The 17,265-nt window shown below is 50.5% G+C and carries 16 protein-coding genes and 3 tRNA genes; 6 read left to right on the top strand and 13 right to left on the bottom strand.

All coding sequences use genetic code 11. The features are described from left to right. Nucleotides 1–47: 47 nt before the first annotated feature. Nucleotides 48–746: a VIT1/CCC1 transporter family protein gene (locus EL309_RS09450; protein ID WP_004284802.1), complete on the top strand. Its 699-nt coding sequence runs from the start codon at nucleotides 48–50 to the stop codon at nucleotides 744–746. A 384-nt stretch (nucleotides 747–1,130) separates the two neighbouring features. On the opposite strand, the gene EL309_RS09445 is transcribed toward EL309_RS09450, so the two are convergent. From EL309_RS09445 to EL309_RS09430, 4 genes are all read right to left on the bottom strand, one after another. Then, nucleotides 1,131–1,205: transfer RNA gene (locus tag EL309_RS09445), tRNA-Glu, on the bottom strand. Nucleotides 1,206–1,218: 13 nt separating this feature from the next. Continuing rightward, nucleotides 1,219–1,295, bottom strand: a tRNA-Arg gene (locus EL309_RS09440). Between the two features lie 142 nt (nucleotides 1,296–1,437). Beyond that, entirely contained in the window at nucleotides 1,438–2,778 is a 1,341-nt protein-coding gene (locus tag EL309_RS09435) for a deoxyguanosinetriphosphate triphosphohydrolase (RefSeq protein ID WP_004284803.1), read from the bottom strand. 181 nt (nucleotides 2,779–2,959) lie between these two features. After that, nucleotides 2,960–3,862, bottom strand: coding sequence for a DMT family transporter (locus EL309_RS09430; RefSeq protein ID WP_004284806.1), 903 nt, complete (start codon nucleotides 3,860–3,862; stop codon nucleotides 2,960–2,962). A 114-nt stretch (nucleotides 3,863–3,976) separates the two neighbouring features. On the opposite strand from EL309_RS09430, the gene EL309_RS09425 reads away from it, so the two are divergent. Next, entirely contained in the window at nucleotides 3,977–4,660 is a 684-nt protein-coding gene (locus EL309_RS09425) for an ArsR/SmtB family transcription factor (RefSeq protein ID WP_081463205.1), read from the top strand. Nucleotides 4,661–4,864: 204 nt separating this feature from the next. Here the strand turns inward: EL309_RS09425 and ilvD are convergent, their stop codons facing one another. Next, entirely contained in the window at nucleotides 4,865–6,727 is a 1,863-nt protein-coding gene (gene ilvD, locus EL309_RS09420; protein ID WP_004284809.1) for a dihydroxy-acid dehydratase, read from the bottom strand. 317 nt (nucleotides 6,728–7,044) lie between these two features. Here ilvD and lgt point away from each other — a divergent pair, with 317 nt between their 5' ends. Beyond that, a complete protein-coding gene (gene lgt, locus EL309_RS09415; protein WP_004284812.1) occupies nucleotides 7,045–7,899 on the top strand; it encodes a prolipoprotein diacylglyceryl transferase in 855 nt (284 codons plus the stop codon). A gap of 80 nt (nucleotides 7,900–7,979) precedes the next feature. Here the strand turns inward: lgt and EL309_RS09410 are convergent, their stop codons facing one another. After that, nucleotides 7,980–8,537: a pseudouridine synthase gene (locus tag EL309_RS09410; RefSeq protein ID WP_004284813.1), complete on the bottom strand. Its 558-nt coding sequence runs from the start codon at nucleotides 8,535–8,537 to the stop codon at nucleotides 7,980–7,982. A 147-nt stretch (nucleotides 8,538–8,684) separates the two neighbouring features. Here EL309_RS09410 and icd point away from each other — a divergent pair, with 147 nt between their 5' ends. Beyond that, nucleotides 8,685–9,923: an NADP-dependent isocitrate dehydrogenase gene (gene icd / locus EL309_RS09405; protein ID WP_004284814.1), complete on the top strand. Its 1,239-nt coding sequence runs from the start codon at nucleotides 8,685–8,687 to the stop codon at nucleotides 9,921–9,923. 306 nt (nucleotides 9,924–10,229) lie between these two features. Here the strand turns inward: icd and EL309_RS09400 are convergent. The 3 genes from EL309_RS09400 to hda all read right to left on the bottom strand — a co-directional run bounded on the left by EL309_RS09400 (nucleotide 10,230) and on the right by hda (nucleotide 11,839). After that, nucleotides 10,230–10,323 (bottom strand) — tRNA-Ser (locus EL309_RS09400). A gap of 176 nt (nucleotides 10,324–10,499) precedes the next feature. After that, nucleotides 10,500–11,168, bottom strand: a complete 669-nt coding sequence (locus EL309_RS09395) for a histidinol-phosphatase (RefSeq protein ID WP_004284815.1) — start codon at nucleotides 11,166–11,168, stop codon at nucleotides 10,500–10,502. Further along, a complete protein-coding gene (gene hda / locus EL309_RS09390; RefSeq protein ID WP_004284816.1) occupies nucleotides 11,165–11,839 on the bottom strand; it encodes a DnaA regulatory inactivator Hda in 675 nt (224 codons plus the stop codon). Before hda ends, EL309_RS09395 begins: the two co-directional genes overlap by 4 nt. Before the next feature lie 197 nt (nucleotides 11,840–12,036). On the opposite strand from hda, the gene EL309_RS09385 reads away from it, so the two are divergent. Next, the gene (locus EL309_RS09385; RefSeq protein ID WP_004284817.1) at nucleotides 12,037–12,675 is read left to right on the top strand and encodes a DedA family protein; all 639 of its coding nucleotides are present in this window, start codon (nucleotides 12,037–12,039) and stop codon (nucleotides 12,673–12,675) included. Between the two features lie 128 nt (nucleotides 12,676–12,803). Then, complete coding sequence (locus EL309_RS09380) at nucleotides 12,804–13,619, top strand: glycosyltransferase family 2 protein (protein WP_004284819.1); 816 nt, start codon at nucleotides 12,804–12,806, stop codon at nucleotides 13,617–13,619. A 143-nt stretch (nucleotides 13,620–13,762) separates the two neighbouring features. Here EL309_RS09380 and thiD read toward each other — a convergent pair whose 3' ends face one another. The 4 genes from thiD to EL309_RS09360 form a co-directional block, all read right to left on the bottom strand. Continuing rightward, on the bottom strand, nucleotides 13,763–14,584 hold the full coding sequence (gene thiD / locus EL309_RS09375) for a bifunctional hydroxymethylpyrimidine kinase/phosphomethylpyrimidine kinase (protein ID WP_004284820.1): 822 nt from the start codon (nucleotides 14,582–14,584) through the stop codon (nucleotides 13,763–13,765). A gap of 91 nt (nucleotides 14,585–14,675) precedes the next feature. Beyond that, nucleotides 14,676–15,308 (bottom strand): pyridoxamine 5'-phosphate oxidase, encoded by a 633-nt coding sequence (pdxH, locus tag EL309_RS09370; protein WP_004284822.1) that lies wholly within the window; start codon nucleotides 15,306–15,308, stop codon nucleotides 14,676–14,678. Nucleotides 15,309–15,450: 142 nt separating this feature from the next. After that, nucleotides 15,451–15,876 (bottom strand): hypothetical protein, encoded by a 426-nt coding sequence (locus tag EL309_RS09365; RefSeq protein WP_004284823.1) that lies wholly within the window; start codon nucleotides 15,874–15,876, stop codon nucleotides 15,451–15,453. Then, nucleotides 15,869–17,179: a homoserine dehydrogenase gene (locus EL309_RS09360; protein WP_004284825.1), complete on the bottom strand. Its 1,311-nt coding sequence runs from the start codon at nucleotides 17,177–17,179 to the stop codon at nucleotides 15,869–15,871. Before EL309_RS09360 ends, EL309_RS09365 begins: the two co-directional genes overlap by 8 nt. Nucleotides 17,180–17,265: the final 86 nt, after the last annotated feature.

Raw genomic sequence — 17,265 nt, 5'->3', positions numbered from 1 at the left:
TAAACATACCTCAACCGATTACAGCCCCGACACAGGACTTCCATTTCATGAACTACACCAGCCATACAGAACCTCATTTCAGCGGCCGCAATAACTGGCTCAGAGCAGGCATATTGGGAGCCAACGACGGCCTCATATCCACCGCAAGCCTGATGATGGGTATTGCAGCCACAAATCCGCACACTTCCACCCTGCTTCTCACCGGCACCGCAGCCTTAATCGGCGGAGCCATTTCCATGGCGGCAGGAGAATATGTTTCTGTATCCGGCCAATCCGACACCGAAAAAGCCGATCTGCATAAAGAGCACAACGAACTTAAAAACCATCCCGAGCGCGAGCTGCAAGAACTCATAGAAATCTACCGCAGGCGCGGTCTAAATCAACAACTGGCACAACAAGTTGCCCAAGCCCTAACCCGACACAACGCCCTTGAAGCACACGCACGCGATGAAATCGGCATTACCGAAACCATGCAGGCCAAACCGTTTCAAGCTGCAGCCGCCTCAGCCACGGCATTTTGCATAGGCGCAATATTGCCTCTTGCCATATCCATAATCAGCTCCCCATCCACAGTCATACCCGCTCTCGCCATCAGCACCGTTACCGGACTTGCATTACTCGGCTATTCGGCAGCCAAACTCGGAGGTGCACCCACAATCCCTGCCATCATCCGAACCACACTATGGGGTATTTTCGCCCTTACCTGCACAGGCTTAATCGGATATTTCTTTGATACCGCTAATTAATTGCCAGGTTTGGCTGATACACTAAAAGACAAAAAGGCCGTCTGAATTTTCAGACGGCCTTATCATACGTATATAAAATATACGACAGATTCAGCATTTTAATACCCAACCGCCTAAAGGCGGTTGAGGCCTTGTTTAAAAGACTTACTGCATAAGTATCAATCAGCAAAAATTCGCCAACCCGTTTTAATGCAATTCAAAAAACGACTTGAACAGTCATTTTATGTATATGAAAAATTCAAACTCACTGTATATACATAATAATTCAAAAGCGCCAATCTCCGTAGATTTTATGACAACTACTACTTAGCAAATTTGGAAGCAGTTCAACATCTGTAAAAATGCAAAAAGCTCCAAGAAAATTCTTGGAGCTTTTTAGTAAACTGGCACGCCCACGGGGAATCGAACCCCGGTTACCGCCGTGAAAGGGCGATGTCCTAACCGCTAGACGATGGGCGCATACTTGATTTTATGGCGCACCCGGAGCGATTCGAACGCCCGACCCTCTGGTTCGTAGCCAGATACTCTATCCAACTGAGCTACGGGTGCGTGCCTCACTGCGCTTCGTTAGTGCCGTGAATCAAGAGAACCGAATAATACAGAACATCCGGTTTACTGTCTACCTTTTTGCTGCATCTTTTTTAAAAATTTTTCCATACATATGATTTTAAATATAATTTAATTATGAAGTTTATAACATCCCTACTCCGGACAAATCTCTTGCCATTCGTGCGGCAGCGTTATCGGTCATACCTCCGACAAAATCGAGAATCTTCATATAAGCCTGATACAGACTGTCTGTGGTCCGAATCGGATCTTCCTGCAACAAATCAAGTGCCAGCGATTGCCGGACGGTTACTTTATTTCCAGTAAGCAAAGTATGGGCAGCGGGAATCAATAAATCTAAAATCGAACCCAAACACGGGAAAGCGGCAATTTCCGTTATCAACTTGCTTTGATGGCGGAAAATTCTCGTTCTGGCCAATTCTTTGGCTTTTTCCAAGGTGTTTTGGACTTTCGGACTGCACAATGCCAATAAATCTTTGCCTTTAAATTCTCCGCTTAAAAAATCGGATTGGTGCATCATAAAAGTTTGGGCGACGTCATCCACCGCTTTACCGATGGCTATGCCGCGCAGCATGGCACAACGCTGGCGGCTTGATTGCGCATGCCATGTATTTTCTACAAAAGTCAGCTCCGATAAAACGCTTTCCACTTCAATTTCATCGAGCAAACCGATTTCTACTGCATCTTCCAAATCCAACAAGGCATAGCAGATATCGTCTGCCGCTTCCATCAAATAAGAGAGCGGATGGCGTGTCCAACAATCCGGCGATAGCTGTATCAATCCCAATTCTTCTGCCACGCGACGGATAAACGGCAGCTCGGTTTGGTAAATATTGAATTTATGTTTGCCGCGCGGATCCAGCGTTGTCCAAGGATATTTCAACAATGCGCCTATCGTGGTCGCAGTCAGCCGCATTCCTCCGCGGTTATGATACATCTCCAAACTGGCCAAAATGCGCAGGCTGTGGGCATTACCTTCATAAGTCTGCACATCGTTGCGCTCGGCTTCGGTTAATGTTTGCAAATAAGGGGCATGCTTTTCGTCTCTAAACCATTCCCTTAACGCACTCTCTCCGGTGTGGCCGAACGGCGGATTACCCAGATCATGTGCCAAGCAGGCGACTTGCACTGCCGTTCCGATATCGCTAGGCGTATTGCCTGCAGGCAGAAAACCGCCCGACTGCAACATCACGCCCACCCGATTACCCAAACTTCTGCCGACGCTGGCCACTTCTACACTGTGCGTCAGGCGGTTGTGCGTATGGTCGTGCTCGGCAAACGGATGCACTTGGGTTTTTCTGCCCAAGCGGCGGAATGCGCCTGAAAAAACCACACGGTCATAATCGATATGAAAATCCGTCCGCAACGCATCCATACCCTCTTGAGTCGAAGGCGTATGTGTTGCAATGATTTCACCATTTTCCACTTTAAACCGCTGCGTGCTGAGCAACTGCTGCCAATTCATATCGATTCCCAAGTCATTTGAAAACCAACAATATACGTTATTTTTCCTGCTGCGACAAAATATCAGCTGACCACACCTGCAAAACCGCAAGGCCGTCTGAAAAATAACAGTGAAACAAGTTTCGCCTTACTGAGGCATACATGAAATTTTCAGACGGCCTCGTATCCAGCCCACACGCCATCTACACCCTGCGCCTCTCCCGATTCAGCAACCCCAAAGCCGACACCACCAGCAGCGTACCGACCGCATCGACCATACCCAAATCCGCACCGAAAAACCACCAAGCCAAAACAGCAGCGAAAATCGGATTCAACAGATGGAAAGCAGAAGCATTATCCGAGCCGAACCAACGCACCAACCGAAACCACATCAACATCGCCACGCCCGACACCACAACCACCTGATAACCGACCGACAACGAAAATACCGGCAAGGCCACCGCATCCGGCCATTTTTCCGGCGCAGACAACGGCAGCAAAATCAGACCGCCGAACAAATTCTGAATACCGGTTAACGGCAAAGCATGATGGCGGACCGCATAAAACTGATAAAACAAAGTTCCCCCCGCCAAAGCCAGCATACCCAGCAAAGTCCACACAATCCCCACACCGCCCTGCACTTGCGGCATTCTCACCGACAACACGATATACACACCTACAAATCCTACGCCAATCGCCAGCCATTGCAGCCACGACCACTTCCGCGTAATACACGAAACCGCAAAAGCCGTCACAAAAGGCATGGTCGACACCAACAACACCACCAATTCCGGCGACACCGTCTGCAAACCCGTATAAGAAAAACCGAGATAAAGAACATAATTAAGCAAGCCCAATATCCAGCCGTCCCGCCACAAACGCTTATCCGTCCACCAAGCTGCAAACGCTTCCTGCCGCCTCATCCCCCAACACACCGCCAAAATCAACACTCCGGCCGACAAAAAACGCAAACTCAACACATCAATCGGCGGCAGATAGACCAAACTGTATTTACCCGCAATAAACGCAGACGACCACAACAAACTGAACACCACACCGAACAGCCAACGCATAACATCCCCTCTATCAAGCAACAACAGCCACACGCTAGCACAAACCTCCCCTTACTTATTTCGTTGCAAAACGAAATAACAAACCAGCAACATCCTTTAAAATACCGACAAAGCCGCGACTCAAAGGCCGTCTGAAAAAGGAAAACCATGTCTCTTGCCCACCACTTCACCCACACCGCCCACCTTATCGGTCACCCCAGCCGCGCCATGATGCTGGACGCCCTAATCGGACGCGGAGAACTCAACGCAACCGAATTGGCCGCAGCTGCAGGCATCAGTGCCCAAACCGCCAGTGTACATCTCAGCAAACTGCTTCACGGCGGCCTCATCAGCATGAAACAGCAAGGCAGAAGCCGCCTATACCGCATCAGCCATCCCGACATCATGAACGCCTTACAGCAATTGGCCATGCTCGCACCGCAACACACCGTACCTTCCCCCAAACACGGCAGCCACACCCTACGCGTTTGCTACGGGCACATGGCAGGCAAAATTGCCGTAGAAATCAGCCAAGCACTCTGCCAAGCCCGATTTATCGTATGGAACCAAGTCGACAACCGCTTCGACCTGACCGATAGCGGTCGCGACTGGCTTACCGGCTTGGATATCGACGACAAAGACTATCCGCCCTACACCGCCGCCTGCACCGACTGGACCGAAAAACGCCCCCACATCTCAGGCTGGCTCGGCCACGAACTGCTGGCCGCTTTTGTTGCAAGAGGCTATGTATACCAACCTTCACACGAAACACGTTTCCTGCAACTGACCGAAGCCGGTCGAGCCTACATCAACCGTCTGCAGCAATTCGATACGGATAAACCGGATTATTGATAAACATAAGGCCGTCTGAAAATTTCAGACGGCCTCTTGTTTCTGCCAAAACCAATATACACAACACATCAACGGTTTTTCAGAGCAAACGGTTTACGCCAATCAAATCTCAACATCCTTTTCGACTGAAGTTGGTTTACCTGAACAGGCCGTCTGAAAAAAAAGCCGTCTGAAAATTCAGACGGCCTCTTCATCATTCAACGCTTATTTGCGCTCGACTTGGCTCACATCGCGCACCGCGCCGGTGTCGGCGGAAGTGGTCATGGCCGCGTAAGCACGCAAGGCGGCGGAAACGTGGCGGTCGCGGTTTTCGGGTTTCCACGCTTTGGCTCCGCGCGCTTCCATTTCGCTGCGGCGCACGGTCAACTCTTCATCGGAAACGGCCAAACGGATGCTGCGGTTAGGGATGTCGATTTCGATGGTGTCGCCCTCTTTTACCAAACCGATGGCACCGCCTTCTGCCGCTTCGGGCGAAACGTGGCCGATGCTCAAGCCGGAAGTGCCGCCTGAAAAACGGCCGTCGGTGAGCAAGGCGCAGGCTTTGCCCAAGCCTTTGGATTTCAGGTAGCTGGTGGGATAGAGCATTTCCTGCATGCCCGGGCCGCCTTTCGGGCCTTCGTAGCGGATGATCACGATGTCGCCCGCAACGATTTGATTATCCAAAATGCCCGCCACGGCAGAGTCTTGGCTTTCAAACACGCGCGCGCGGCCGGTGAATGTGAGAATGCTGTCGTCCACACCGGCGGTTTTCACCACGCAGCCGCGCTCGGCAATATTGCCGAACAGCACCGCCAAGCCGCCGTCTTGCGAATAAGCGTGTGCTTTACTGCGGATACAGCCGTTTTCGCGGTCGAGGTCGAGCGAAGGCCATTGTCGGTTTTGCGAAAAGGCTTCGGTGGTGCGCACGCCGCCCGGTGCGGCTTTGTAGCGCTGATGTGCGGTTTCGTTGGCGGGGTTGGTGATGTCCCATTTCGCCAGCGCGTCTTTCAAGGTTTTTTCGTGAACGGTGGAAACATCGGTTTTCAGGCAGCCGGCGCGGTCGAGTTCGGCCAGAATACCCATCACGCCGCCTGCGCGGTGCACGTCTTCCATGTGGTATTTCTGCGTGGCGGGTGCAACCTTACACAAACACGGCACTTGGCGGCTGATGCGGTCGATGTCGGCCATTTTGAAATCCACTTGCGCTTCGCTGGCGGCGGCCAACAAATGCAGCACGGTGTTGGTGGAACCGCCCATCGCCACGTCCAAACTCATGGCGTTTTCAAATGCGGCTTTGGTGGCAATGCTGCGCGGCAATACGCTCTCGTCGTCTTGCTCGTAATAGCGTTTGGTAATTTCCACAATCAGACGGCCTGCTTCCAAAAACAGTTCTTTACGGCCTGCGTGGGTGGCCAGCAGCGAGCCGTTGCCCGGCAGCGACAATCCTAAGGCTTCGGTAAGGCAGTTCATGGAGTTGGCGGTAAACATGCCGGAGCAGGAACCGCAGGTCGGGCAGGCGGAGCGTTCTACAGCAGCCACTTCTGCGTCAGACACTTCATCGTTGGCGGCATCCACCATCGCATCGACCAAATCGAGCTTGCGGGTGTCGGTAATGTTGGCCACGCCGATGACCTTGCCCGCTTCCATCGGGCCGCCTGAAACGAACACGGTGGGAATGTTCAGGCGCATGGCGGCCATCAGCATGCCCGGGGTGATTTTGTCGCAGTTGGAAATGCACACCAGCGCGTCGGCGCAATGCGCGTTCACCATGTATTCCACCGAATCGGCAATCAAATCGCGGCTGGGCAGGCTGTAGAGCATACCGCTGTGGCCCATGGCAATGCCGTCGTCCACCGCGATGGTGTTGAATTCTTTGGCCAAGCCGCCCGCTTTTTCGATTTCGCGCGCCACAAGCTGGCCCATATTGTGCAGATGCACATGGCCGGGCACGAATTGGGTGAACGAGTTGGCAATGGCGATAATCGGTTTGCCAAAATCTTCTTCGGCCACGCCGGTGGCACGCCATAAAGCGCGTGCGCCCGCCATATTGCGGCCGTGGGTGGAGGTTTTGGAGCGGTAAGCTGGCATGGTGTGTTCCTTTTGTCTTTGGTTCTATGAGAGGCCGTCTGAAATTTCAGACGGCCTCTGTAAAGAAATTCGGATTAACCGGAATAGATTATATAAAAACCGGTTCGACATCATTCGATATGCGTTATTCTATACCAATTGTCAACAATTAAGAAAGCAACAAAACAACCTTGCAGCGATGTTATCAAGCTTTCAAAAGTCCATACGGCCCAACGCATTTTCACGCAAACCGCCAACGCCGACCGGCAACAACATAGTAAAACCCGGGGCGATTGACTATAATGGCCGTCTGAAATCACTAACGGACTGTTTTACCCATGATTATTCATCCCCAATTCGATCCCGTTCTCGTCAGTATCGGCCCGTTGGCCATCCGCTGGTACGCGCTCAGTTATATTGTCGGCTTTATCCTGTTTATCTGGCTGGGCCGCCGCCGAATCAATCAGGGCAATACCGTGTTTACCAAAGAAATGCTCGACGATTTCCTGACTTGGGGCGTATTGGGCGTGATTTTAGGCGGCCGCCTGGGCTATGTTTTGTTTTATAAACTTTCTGATTATTTGACCAATCCGCTCGATATTTTCAAAGTGTGGGAAGGCGGCATGTCTTTTCACGGCGGCTTCTTAGGTGTATTGGCCGCCATGTGGCTGTTTGGACGCAAACACAAATTGGGTTTTCTACGTGTTGCCGATTTTGTCGCACCGCTGGTTCCTTTAGGTTTGGCTTCCGGCCGTATCGGCAACTTTATCAACGGCGAACTATGGGGGCGCGTCACCGACATCAACGCATTTTGGGCCATGGGCTTTCCCCAAGCACATTACGAAGACTTAACCGCAGCCGCCCACAACCCGCAATGGCTTGAATGGCTCAACCAATACGGCATGCTGCCTCGCCATCCTTCCCAGCTGTACCAATTTGCTTTGGAAGGCATTGCCCTGTTTATTATCGTATGGCTGTTTTCTAAAAAAGCACGCCCGACCGGCCAAGTTGCCTCGCTGTTTCTGGCAGGTTACGGCATCTTCCGCTTTATCGCCGAATTCGCCCGCCAACCGGACGATTATCTCGGCCTGCTGACTTTAGGCTTGTCTATGGGACAATGGCTGAGCGTACCGATGATTGTGTTAGGCGCAATCGGATTCGTTTATTTCGGCAGCAAAAAAAATACTGTTTAACCGATTGGCAACACACAAAAAAACGGAGCGGATTTTCACAAAAAAATCCGCTCCGTTTTTTCACTTACTGATTTCAATTATCAAGGTCTGCTGCAGAAAGACCACTCTCCCAAACCCAAGCCCAAATCAAAAACATTCAGCTTACCGACCGCAACCCTAACCAAACGCAAACACGGATAGCCGGCTTTGGCCGTCATCCTGCGGACTTGACGGTTTTTACCCTCGCTGATTTTAATTTCCACCCAAAAATCCGGAACAGTTTTACGTTCGCGTATCGGCGGATTTCTCGGCCACAGGCATTCCGCTTCTCCTGCTTCCAACAAGCGGACTTCGGCGGGCTGGGTGATAAAATCCCCCAAATCCATACATTTTGTCAGCAAAACCAATTTTTCAGGGTGATATCCGCCTTCAAGTTGCGCCCAATAAGTTTTTTCTTTACCGTGTTTCGGCTCCGCAATCTGAGCCTGCAAGCGTCCGTTATTCGTCAACAGCAGCAAACCCTCACTGTCTGTATCAAGCCGGCCGGCAGGATAAAACCCGGGCTGCCGGATATAATCTTTCAGCGTGCCGTATTTCTCATGGGCAGAAAATTGGCAAATCACGCCGTAAGGCTTGTTAAAAGCAATTAAATCGTTCATTTCATATGTCAATTTATCAAAATATGCCCTATTCTACCGCCAAAGCCGACTAACCCCTAGCGTAACAACAAAAAATCAAGCATAATCGGCAGGCAATTACGGCTTATACCGTACAACTAGAAGAACCCAATAAAGACAGGAGACACCATGAGTCACATTAAAGTACCTGCAGAAGGCCAAAAAATCGTAGCCGGCCAAGCTATTCCGAACAACCCGATTATTCCTTTTATCGAAGGTGACGGTATCGGCGTAGACATTACACCTGTGATGAAAGACGTTATTGATGCTGCCGTAGCCAAAGCTTATGGCGGGGAGAAAAAAATCCACTGGATGGAAGTATATGCCGGTGAAAAAGCAACCCGAGTTTACGGCGACAACGTATGGCTGCCGGAAGAAACTTTGGAAGCGTTGAAAGAATATTCCGTTTCCATCAAAGGCCCGATGACCACTCCGGTCGGCGGCGGTATCCGTTCTCTGAACGTAGCATTGCGCCAAGAATTGGACCTGTACCAATGCGTACGTCCGGTTCGCTACTTCAACGGTGTTCCCTCTCCATTGAAAGACCCAAGCAAAACCGATATGGTAATCTTCCGTGAAAACACCGAAGACATCTATGCAGGTATCGAGTGGGAAGCAGAAAGCGACGCGGCCAAGAAAGTGATTGCGTTCCTGCAAAACGAAATGGGCGTGAAAAAAATCCGTTTCCCCGAAACTTCAGGCATCGGTATCAAACCCGTATCTAAAGAAGGTACCGGCCGCTTGGTACGCGCCGCTATCAAATACGCCATCGACAACGACCGCGACAGCGTAACTTTGGTACACAAAGGCAACATCATGAAATTTACCGAGGGCGGTTTCCGTGACTGGGGTTACGAACTGGCTCAAAAAGAATTCGGTGCCGAATTGATTGACGGCGGCCCATGGTGCAAATTCAAAAATCCGAAAACCGGTAAAGAAATTATCGTTAAAGACGCCATTGCCGACGCGTTCCTGCAACAAATCCTGTTGCGCCCTGCCGAATACGACGTTATTGCCTGCTGTAACTTGAACGGCGACTACATCTCCGACGCCTTGGCTGCACAAGTAGGCGGTATCGGTATTGCTCCGGGTGCCAACATTTCCGACCAATACGCTATTTTCGAAGCTACCCACGGTACTGCTCCGAAATATGCCGGCCAAGACAAAGTTAATCCGGGTTCGTTGATTCTGTCTGCCGAAATGATGTTGCGTCACTTAGGCTGGTTCGAAGCTGCAGATTTGGTTATCGAAGCTATGGAAAAAGCCATTGGCGACAAACAAGTCACTTACGACTTCGCGCGCTTGATGGACGGTGCAAACGAGATCTCTTGCTCTGCTTTCGGCAAAGCGATGATCGAACGCATGTAAGACTGTAAACAGTCTCCCGGCCCGGATATGGTTATCCGGGCTTTTTTATATCCTTACGAATCAGAGCAGATAGGCCGTCTGAAATTTCAGACGGCCTATCTAATCAATCCTTCAAATTCATGAATCCCGATACCGAATAAAATACTAAATTCCTATCAGCACGATTCATGACGCACAGATCAAAGTGTTGCACCTGCAAAACCCGGTCAAATCAACTCTGATCTCAAGCCTATCCGGCGCTTTCACGGTACCCGACCATAAATAATGAAAAAGGGTCTGATATAAATCAGACCCTTTTTCATTATCTGGCGGAGAATGAGGGATTCGAACCCTCGATGCAGGTTTAAGCCCACATGCTCCCTTAGCAGGGGAGTGCCTTCAGCCTCTCAGCCAATTCTCCGTGAAGAAGTCGGTACTATACTTTCTAGCGTTAATTGTGTCAAGCACAGTTCTTTACATAAATCCTAAATCAATGAATCAAAATGAAATTAAAATCAGTCTAAAACCCAATTCGCTTATTATTTTATACCCGCATGAAAAAAGCGGGATTTATCCCGCTTTAAGGTATGCTTAAGTTTATTTGAAATTCAATACCGGCCAACCTTTTGCAATTGCTTCCTGCTGCAAATCGGCATCCGGATTCACGGCTACGGCATCGCTAACCAAACACAGTAAAGGCAAATCGTTTTTAGAGTCGCTGTAAAAATAAACCTTACCGTAGCTGTCCATGCTTTCGCCGCGCGCTTCCAGCCATTGGTTCAAACGGGTAATCTTACCCTCTTTCAAACTCGGCGTACCGATATAATTGCCGGTATAACGGCCGTCCGCACCGATTTCCAGCTGTGTTCCGATAATATTTTCAATGCCGAACAAGTGGCAAATCGGCGTAATGATAAATTCGTTGGTCGACGAAATCACCAATAATTCATCACCGGCGTCACGGTGGCTCTGCACCAGCATTTTGGCCATCGTGGAAATATGCGGCGCGATAAATTCGGCAACGAATTCCTTATGCATTTCCGCCAGTTCTTCCATAGAAAAACGGCTTAACGGCTCTAGATGAAATTTCAAAAAAGCGTCGATATCCAGACAGCCGTTTTGATAATCTTGATAAAATTTATCGTTTTGCGCCCTTGTGTATTCAACATCAACCAAGCCTTTATTCATCAGATATTGCGGCCAAGAGTGATCCGAATCGGTATTGATTAATGTGTTGTCCAAATCAAAAATTGCCAAATTTCTCATTCTGTTTCTGTTTCCTGTTGTTTTAATAATTGTCTTAGCAGCTGCAAGGTAATGCGCTTACCCATCATCACCGCATAATTGTCCAAGGTATCCAACATCTGCATCAAACTGTCCATATCGCGACGCCAATGGTGCAGCAGATATTCGAAAATTTCCGGATCGACAGTCAGCTGCCGGGCTTCGGCCATACTGACCAAAGCATCGATTTTTTCCTGCTCGTTTAGAGGCTTGACATCGTAAACCAAGCAGTAAGCCATACGCGTCCGCAAGTCTTCCCGCAGCACCAGCTGTTGCGGCGGTACATCCGCACTAAACAATAAAAAGCCTCGTCCGCTGTTTCTTCTTTGATTGAACACGGCAAACAATAATGCCTGTTCTTCCGAATTGAGCTTGTCCACTTGGTCGACGGCCAAATACTCTGCTTCGAATGCGGCATCGGTCAGCGGCGATTTTTCAACGTCGACATAAGCCGCCTTATGGCCGTTTTGCAGCGCCTGCGCCACCCATGCCTGCAAAAGGTGGCTTTTACCCGAGCCCTCCTGTCCCCAGACATAGATAAATTGACCATGCTGATGCTGTAAAACGTGCAGCAGTTCGGCGTTGGAAGTACCGAGAAATTTGTCGAATCCCGGGTATTCCTGTACGGCGAAATCAAAAATAAGCTGGTTCACAAGTGCTTTTTCGTCAAAACATTAAAACAGCGATTGTACGTTGTTTTGGCGTATAGCAGCAAGCCGGCGCATATGGCTGCCGTCATGGCGGTTTTATGCTTTTTCACTTAAAATGTTGAACTTCGTGCACCTTATGCCGTCTGAAATCCGACCGGCCTGCAAACCGTTTTGCCATCTTAAAATAGTGAAAGTTTATTGTGATTAGCGCTGTTATTGATTTTATCCTGCACATCGACCAACATCTCGCCGCCCTGTCGGCAGATTACGGCGTATGGATTTATGCGATTCTGTTTTTGATCGTATTTTGCGAAACCGGCTTGGTGGTTACGCCGTTTTTACCGGGTGATTCATTACTCTTTGCCGCAGGCGGTATTGCCGCTGTCGGCGGCATGAATATCCACGTGATGGTGCTGCTGCTGTTGATTGCGGCGATTATCGGCGACGCGGTCAACTTTATGATCGGCAAATATTTCGGCGCCAAACTGTTTGCCAATCCCGATTCCAAAATTTTCCGCCGCAGTTATTTGGACAAAACCCATGCCTTTTACGAAAAACACGGCGGCAAAACCATTATCATTGCCCGTTTCGTGCCGATTGTGCGCACGTTCGCACCGTTTGTAGCCGGTATGGGCGATATGAACTACGGCAAATTTATCCGCTACAACATTATCGGTGCGGTATTGTGGGTGGTGCTGTTTTCATACGCAGGCTATTTCTTTGCCAATCTGCCGATTGTGAAAAACAACTTGGGTCTGGTTCTCGGTGCAATCATCATCGTTTCCATTTTACCCGGCGTGGTGGAAGTGATCCGCGCCCGCCGTGCTCAAGCGAAGTAAAACGCGCTACAATAAAGGCCGTCTGAAATTTTCAGACGGCCTTTGTTTATCCACTTAATACACAGCAGCCCAACTCCGACCCAACCTAAGCCATACCGTTCAACAGGCTGACACAAGAAAGAAAAAGCATGGCACGCGACAACCGCCGCTTAGACGTATCGCTGATTATCACCACCTACAACCGTCCCGACGCTTTGGCATTGGTTATGGCCTCCGCGTTAAAGCAAACCCATCCGCCTAAAGAAATCCTCATTGCCGACGACGGTTCCGACCACCGCACCGCCGAACTGGTCGGCAAGTTTGCTGAAAACAGCCCGATACCGGTCAAACACATCTGGCAGGAAGACGACGGTTTCCGCGCCGCACAATCGCGCAACCGCGCCATCGCCGCCGCCTGCTCCGACTACCTGATCATCATTGACGGCGATATGGTTTTGGATACGTTTTTTATCGAAGACCACCTTTCCATTGCCCGAAAAGGCCGTCTGATTCAAGGAACACGGGTATTGATTACCCGGGAATACACCGACAAAATCCTGAAATCCGCCGAAATACCGCATTTGTCCTGCACCGGCCCCGGCATTGAAAAACGCCTGTCCGCCCTGCGCCTGCCCGCCCTATCTAAACTGGTCGGCTTTTGCGGCAACCAGAAACACAAAGGCATCAAAAGTTGCAATATGGGCTTTTTTAGAGAAGATGCCTTAGCGGTTAACGGGTTTAACAACGAATTTGTCGGCTGGGGACGCGAAGACAGCGAATTTGTCGCACGCTGCTACCACAACGGCATGAAACGCCACAATTTAAAATTCGCCGGTATCGCCTATCATTTATGGCACAACGAAGCACCGCGCTCATCGCTGCCGCAAAACGATGCCCTGCTGCAAGCCACGTTGAACGGGAAAACCACACGCTGCCGTCATGGCGTAGATGAATTTCTCAAATAAACGGAAAGGCCGTCTGAATTTTCAGACGGCCTCCTTATTACACTTTACATTCAAACACATCAAAATCTTATTGGCACTTTGACTTGGCTTCCGCCAAGCATATACCGCACAAACTTATCCGTACTTCCTACCGTTATCTTCATTTAACGGACGGTACGCCAAAAATGCGCCAACGGCCCGTGCCCGTTGCCGAGTTTCCAATACTGTCCGGCATCAATCGCACCGTGCAGATAACTTTTAGCGGCAGCAACGGTTAAATGCAGGCCGGAGCGGTGCGGATGCAGCGCGGCAATGGCGGCTGCCAACGTACAGCCCGTCCCGTGCGTATTTTCGGTCGGAATGCGGCTGTTTACAAAGCATTGCGGTTCGGCATCTTTCTGCAGCAACCAATCGCGCGCTTCATGAGTGTTTTCCCAATGCCCGCCTTTCAGCAGCGCAGTTTTTGCACCCAATGCCAACAGCTGTTTGCCCTGCTCCAACATTTGCGCTTCGTTTTCTGCCAAACAGTTACCCGTCAACTGTGCCAACTCATTTAAATTGGGCGTGATAATACTTGCCAACGGCAAAAGCTCCCTGCACAACACGCCGACGGTATCTTCCAACGCCAATTTATCGCCGGATGTCGCCACCAAAACCGGATCCAATACCACAAACGGCACGGGGAAACGGCGCAATACACGCGCAACGGCTTGGATAGAAGCGGCATCGGGCAGCATGCCGATTTTTACCGCGTCGATACGGATATCGCTCAACACCGACTCGCACTGCTGCTCGATCACCTCGGGCGGAATCACATAAACGCCCTGCACACCGGTGGTATTTTGGGCGGTTACGGCGGTAATCACACTCGCACCGTATGCGCCCAGCGCACCGAATGTTTTCAAGTCGGCCTGTATGCCTGCACCGCCGCCGGAGTCGGATCCGGCAATAGTTAAAACGCGCGGAAAAGGTTTGTTGTGTTTCATCGTATCCTCTGTTTTCTGTCCTATGAAATTTTCAGACGGCCTATTGCGTTAAGGCCGTCTGAAAAATCATGCTTATCTGAAATCAGTCTGCTTACGGCGCCAAACGTTCGCGTATCCACACTCCCTGCTCCAAGCGGTAGCGGATACGGTCGTGCAGACGGCTCGGCCGTCCCTGCCAAAACTCGACATAATCCGGAATCACCACATATCCGCCCCAATGCGGCGGCCGCGGAACATGCAGCGGATGTTTCAAACCGACGGCAGCGGCTCGGGTAACCAACACGGTTTTGTCTTTGATTACCGTACTCTGCTCGCTCGCCCACGCTCCGATACGGCTGGTATAAGGGCGGCTTTCAAAATATGCGTCCGATTCGGATTCCGACAGTTTTTCAATACGACCCTCAATCCGCACCTGCCGTTCCAATTCCGGCCAGAAAAAAGTCATCGCGGCAAACGGATTGGCTTCCAGCGCACGGCCTTTTTTGCTGTGATAGTTCGAAAAAAAGACGAAACCGTTTTGATTCACTTCTTTCAATAAAACCATACGGTTTTGCGGCCGGCCGTCCGCACCGACCGAAGCCACGTTGACCGCAGTCGGCTCGTTCACTTCCGCGTGCATGGCTTCTTTCAGCCAACGCTCAAACTGCACAATCGGGCTGTCGTCGCAGTCCGACTCCGACAAATCCTGCTTGCTGTAATCTTCGCGTATATCGTGCAAATCCACCGTTATCCTCCTTTATCATACTGTTCAGGCTGTAAACATACCCGATTCGTTTCCCTCAAGCAAACCGGCAAAGCAAAGGCCGTCTGAAAAACTGGCTGATTTTTCAGACGGCCTCGTTATCCTGCCCGAGCAGGCGCACAGCTTATTTGCGCAAAGCGGCAATACATTGCCTGTCGCGCTGCTCAAACGCCGCCACGCCGCCCAGCAGCGCCAACTGCTCCTGCGCACTGATTTTACTGAACGACTGAATCTGCTTTTCGGTCAGCTTTTCCAAAGGCTCGTCCCACATACACACGCAGTAATCGCCGATTACCTGTTCGGACTTCCCTTCCAAGCCGTTGGCTTTCAAATCGGCCTGCCATTTTTCGGAAAACGGCACGTTTTTAATACACGATTCGACAATCGCCTGCTTGGCCTTCGGCTTGGACAGTGCACATTGCGATAAAAAGTAAAAGCCCAGCAATAGAGACATCACCACCCAAAACCAAATACGGATGGTGCGGATTTTCGCTTTAGCCTTACGCTTTTTTTCTTCCTGTTCCAAAGAATCAGGCGTTTGCTCAACCATGCAGGCTCTCCATGCGGATCATCACTACCGGCCCGTGTACGCACTCCAGAGCTTCCATCGCGGCAATAGCGGTGTTGATGTTTTTCTCAACCGTGCTGTGCGTCAGAATCACGATCTCGGCATCGGTTTGATCCAACACGCCTTTTTGAATCAAAGCTTCAATCGACACGCCTTCTTTGGCCAAAATATTGGCAATCTGGCCCAACACGCCCGGCTCGTCTTTCACTTGAACGCGCAAATAATAGCTGCTGGTAATGTCATCCATACCAAGCATATTTTGCGGCTTCACTTGGCTCGGTTGGAAAGCCAAATGCGGCACACGGTTGCCCGGATCCGCAGTCAGCAGGCGGCTGATGTCGATAATATCCGCCACCACCGCGCTGGCAGTCGGCTTAGAGCCGGCACCCGCACCGTAATACAGCGTTTCGCCGATCATATCCGCATCCACGCGCACCGCATTCATCACACCGTTTACGCTGGCCAGCAGGCGGCTTTCCGGAATCAGCGTCGGATGAACGCGCAGCTCGATACCTTTTTCGGTTTTACGGGTAATACCCAGCAACTTCACGCGGTAGCCCAACTCTTCCGCATATTTGATATCGCGGCTGTCCAACTTGCTGATGCCTTCCAGATAGCAGGCATTGAAATTCACCGGCGTACCGAATGCCAACGCACTCATAATGGTAATCTTATGCCCCGCGTCATGACCTTCGATATCGAAAGTCGGATCGGCTTCCGCATAACCCAATTCCTGCGCTTTTTTCAATACATCGGCAAATGCGCTGCCTTTTTCGCGCATTTCGGTCAGGATAAAATTGCTCGTGCCGTTAATAATGCCGGCAATCGAACGGATATTGTTGGCCGCCAAGCCTTCACGCAAGGCTTTGATAATCGGAATACCGCCCGCAACCGCCGCTTCAAACTGCACCATCACGTTTTTCTGTTCGGCCAAAGCAAAAATTTCGTTGCCGTATTCCGCCAACAATTTCTTATTCGCCGTTACCACATGCTTGCCGTTTTGAATCGCCTCCAAAACCAAATCTTTGGCAATTTCCGTACCGCCGAACACTTCAACCACAATGTCGATGTCGGGATGGCGCACGACTTCAAAAGGATCAGCGGTTACCAAAGTCGATTCGGGGCATACTTCCCGAGCCTTTTCCGCATTCCGCGTCGAAACCATAAATACATTAACATCACGTCCGAGACGGCGGCTGATTTCTGCCGCATTGCTGCGCAAAACGCCGACTGTACCGCTGCCGACTGTGCCCAAACCCAAAATACCGATATTAATTGGCTTCATTGCCTCTCCTTCAAGCCGTTGTATGCTACTATACAGCGGGTAATTTTTCACAAAAGGGCTTGATTTTAGCCGATTTTCCCCATTTT

The sequence above is a fragment of the Neisseria weaveri genome (assembly GCF_900638685.1).
In the GTDB taxonomy this organism is placed as follows: Bacteria; Pseudomonadota; Gammaproteobacteria; order Burkholderiales; family Neisseriaceae; genus Neisseria; species Neisseria weaveri.
The sequence above is the reverse complement of the archived record's forward strand: the minus strand, read 5'-3'. Positions and strand labels throughout refer to the sequence as shown.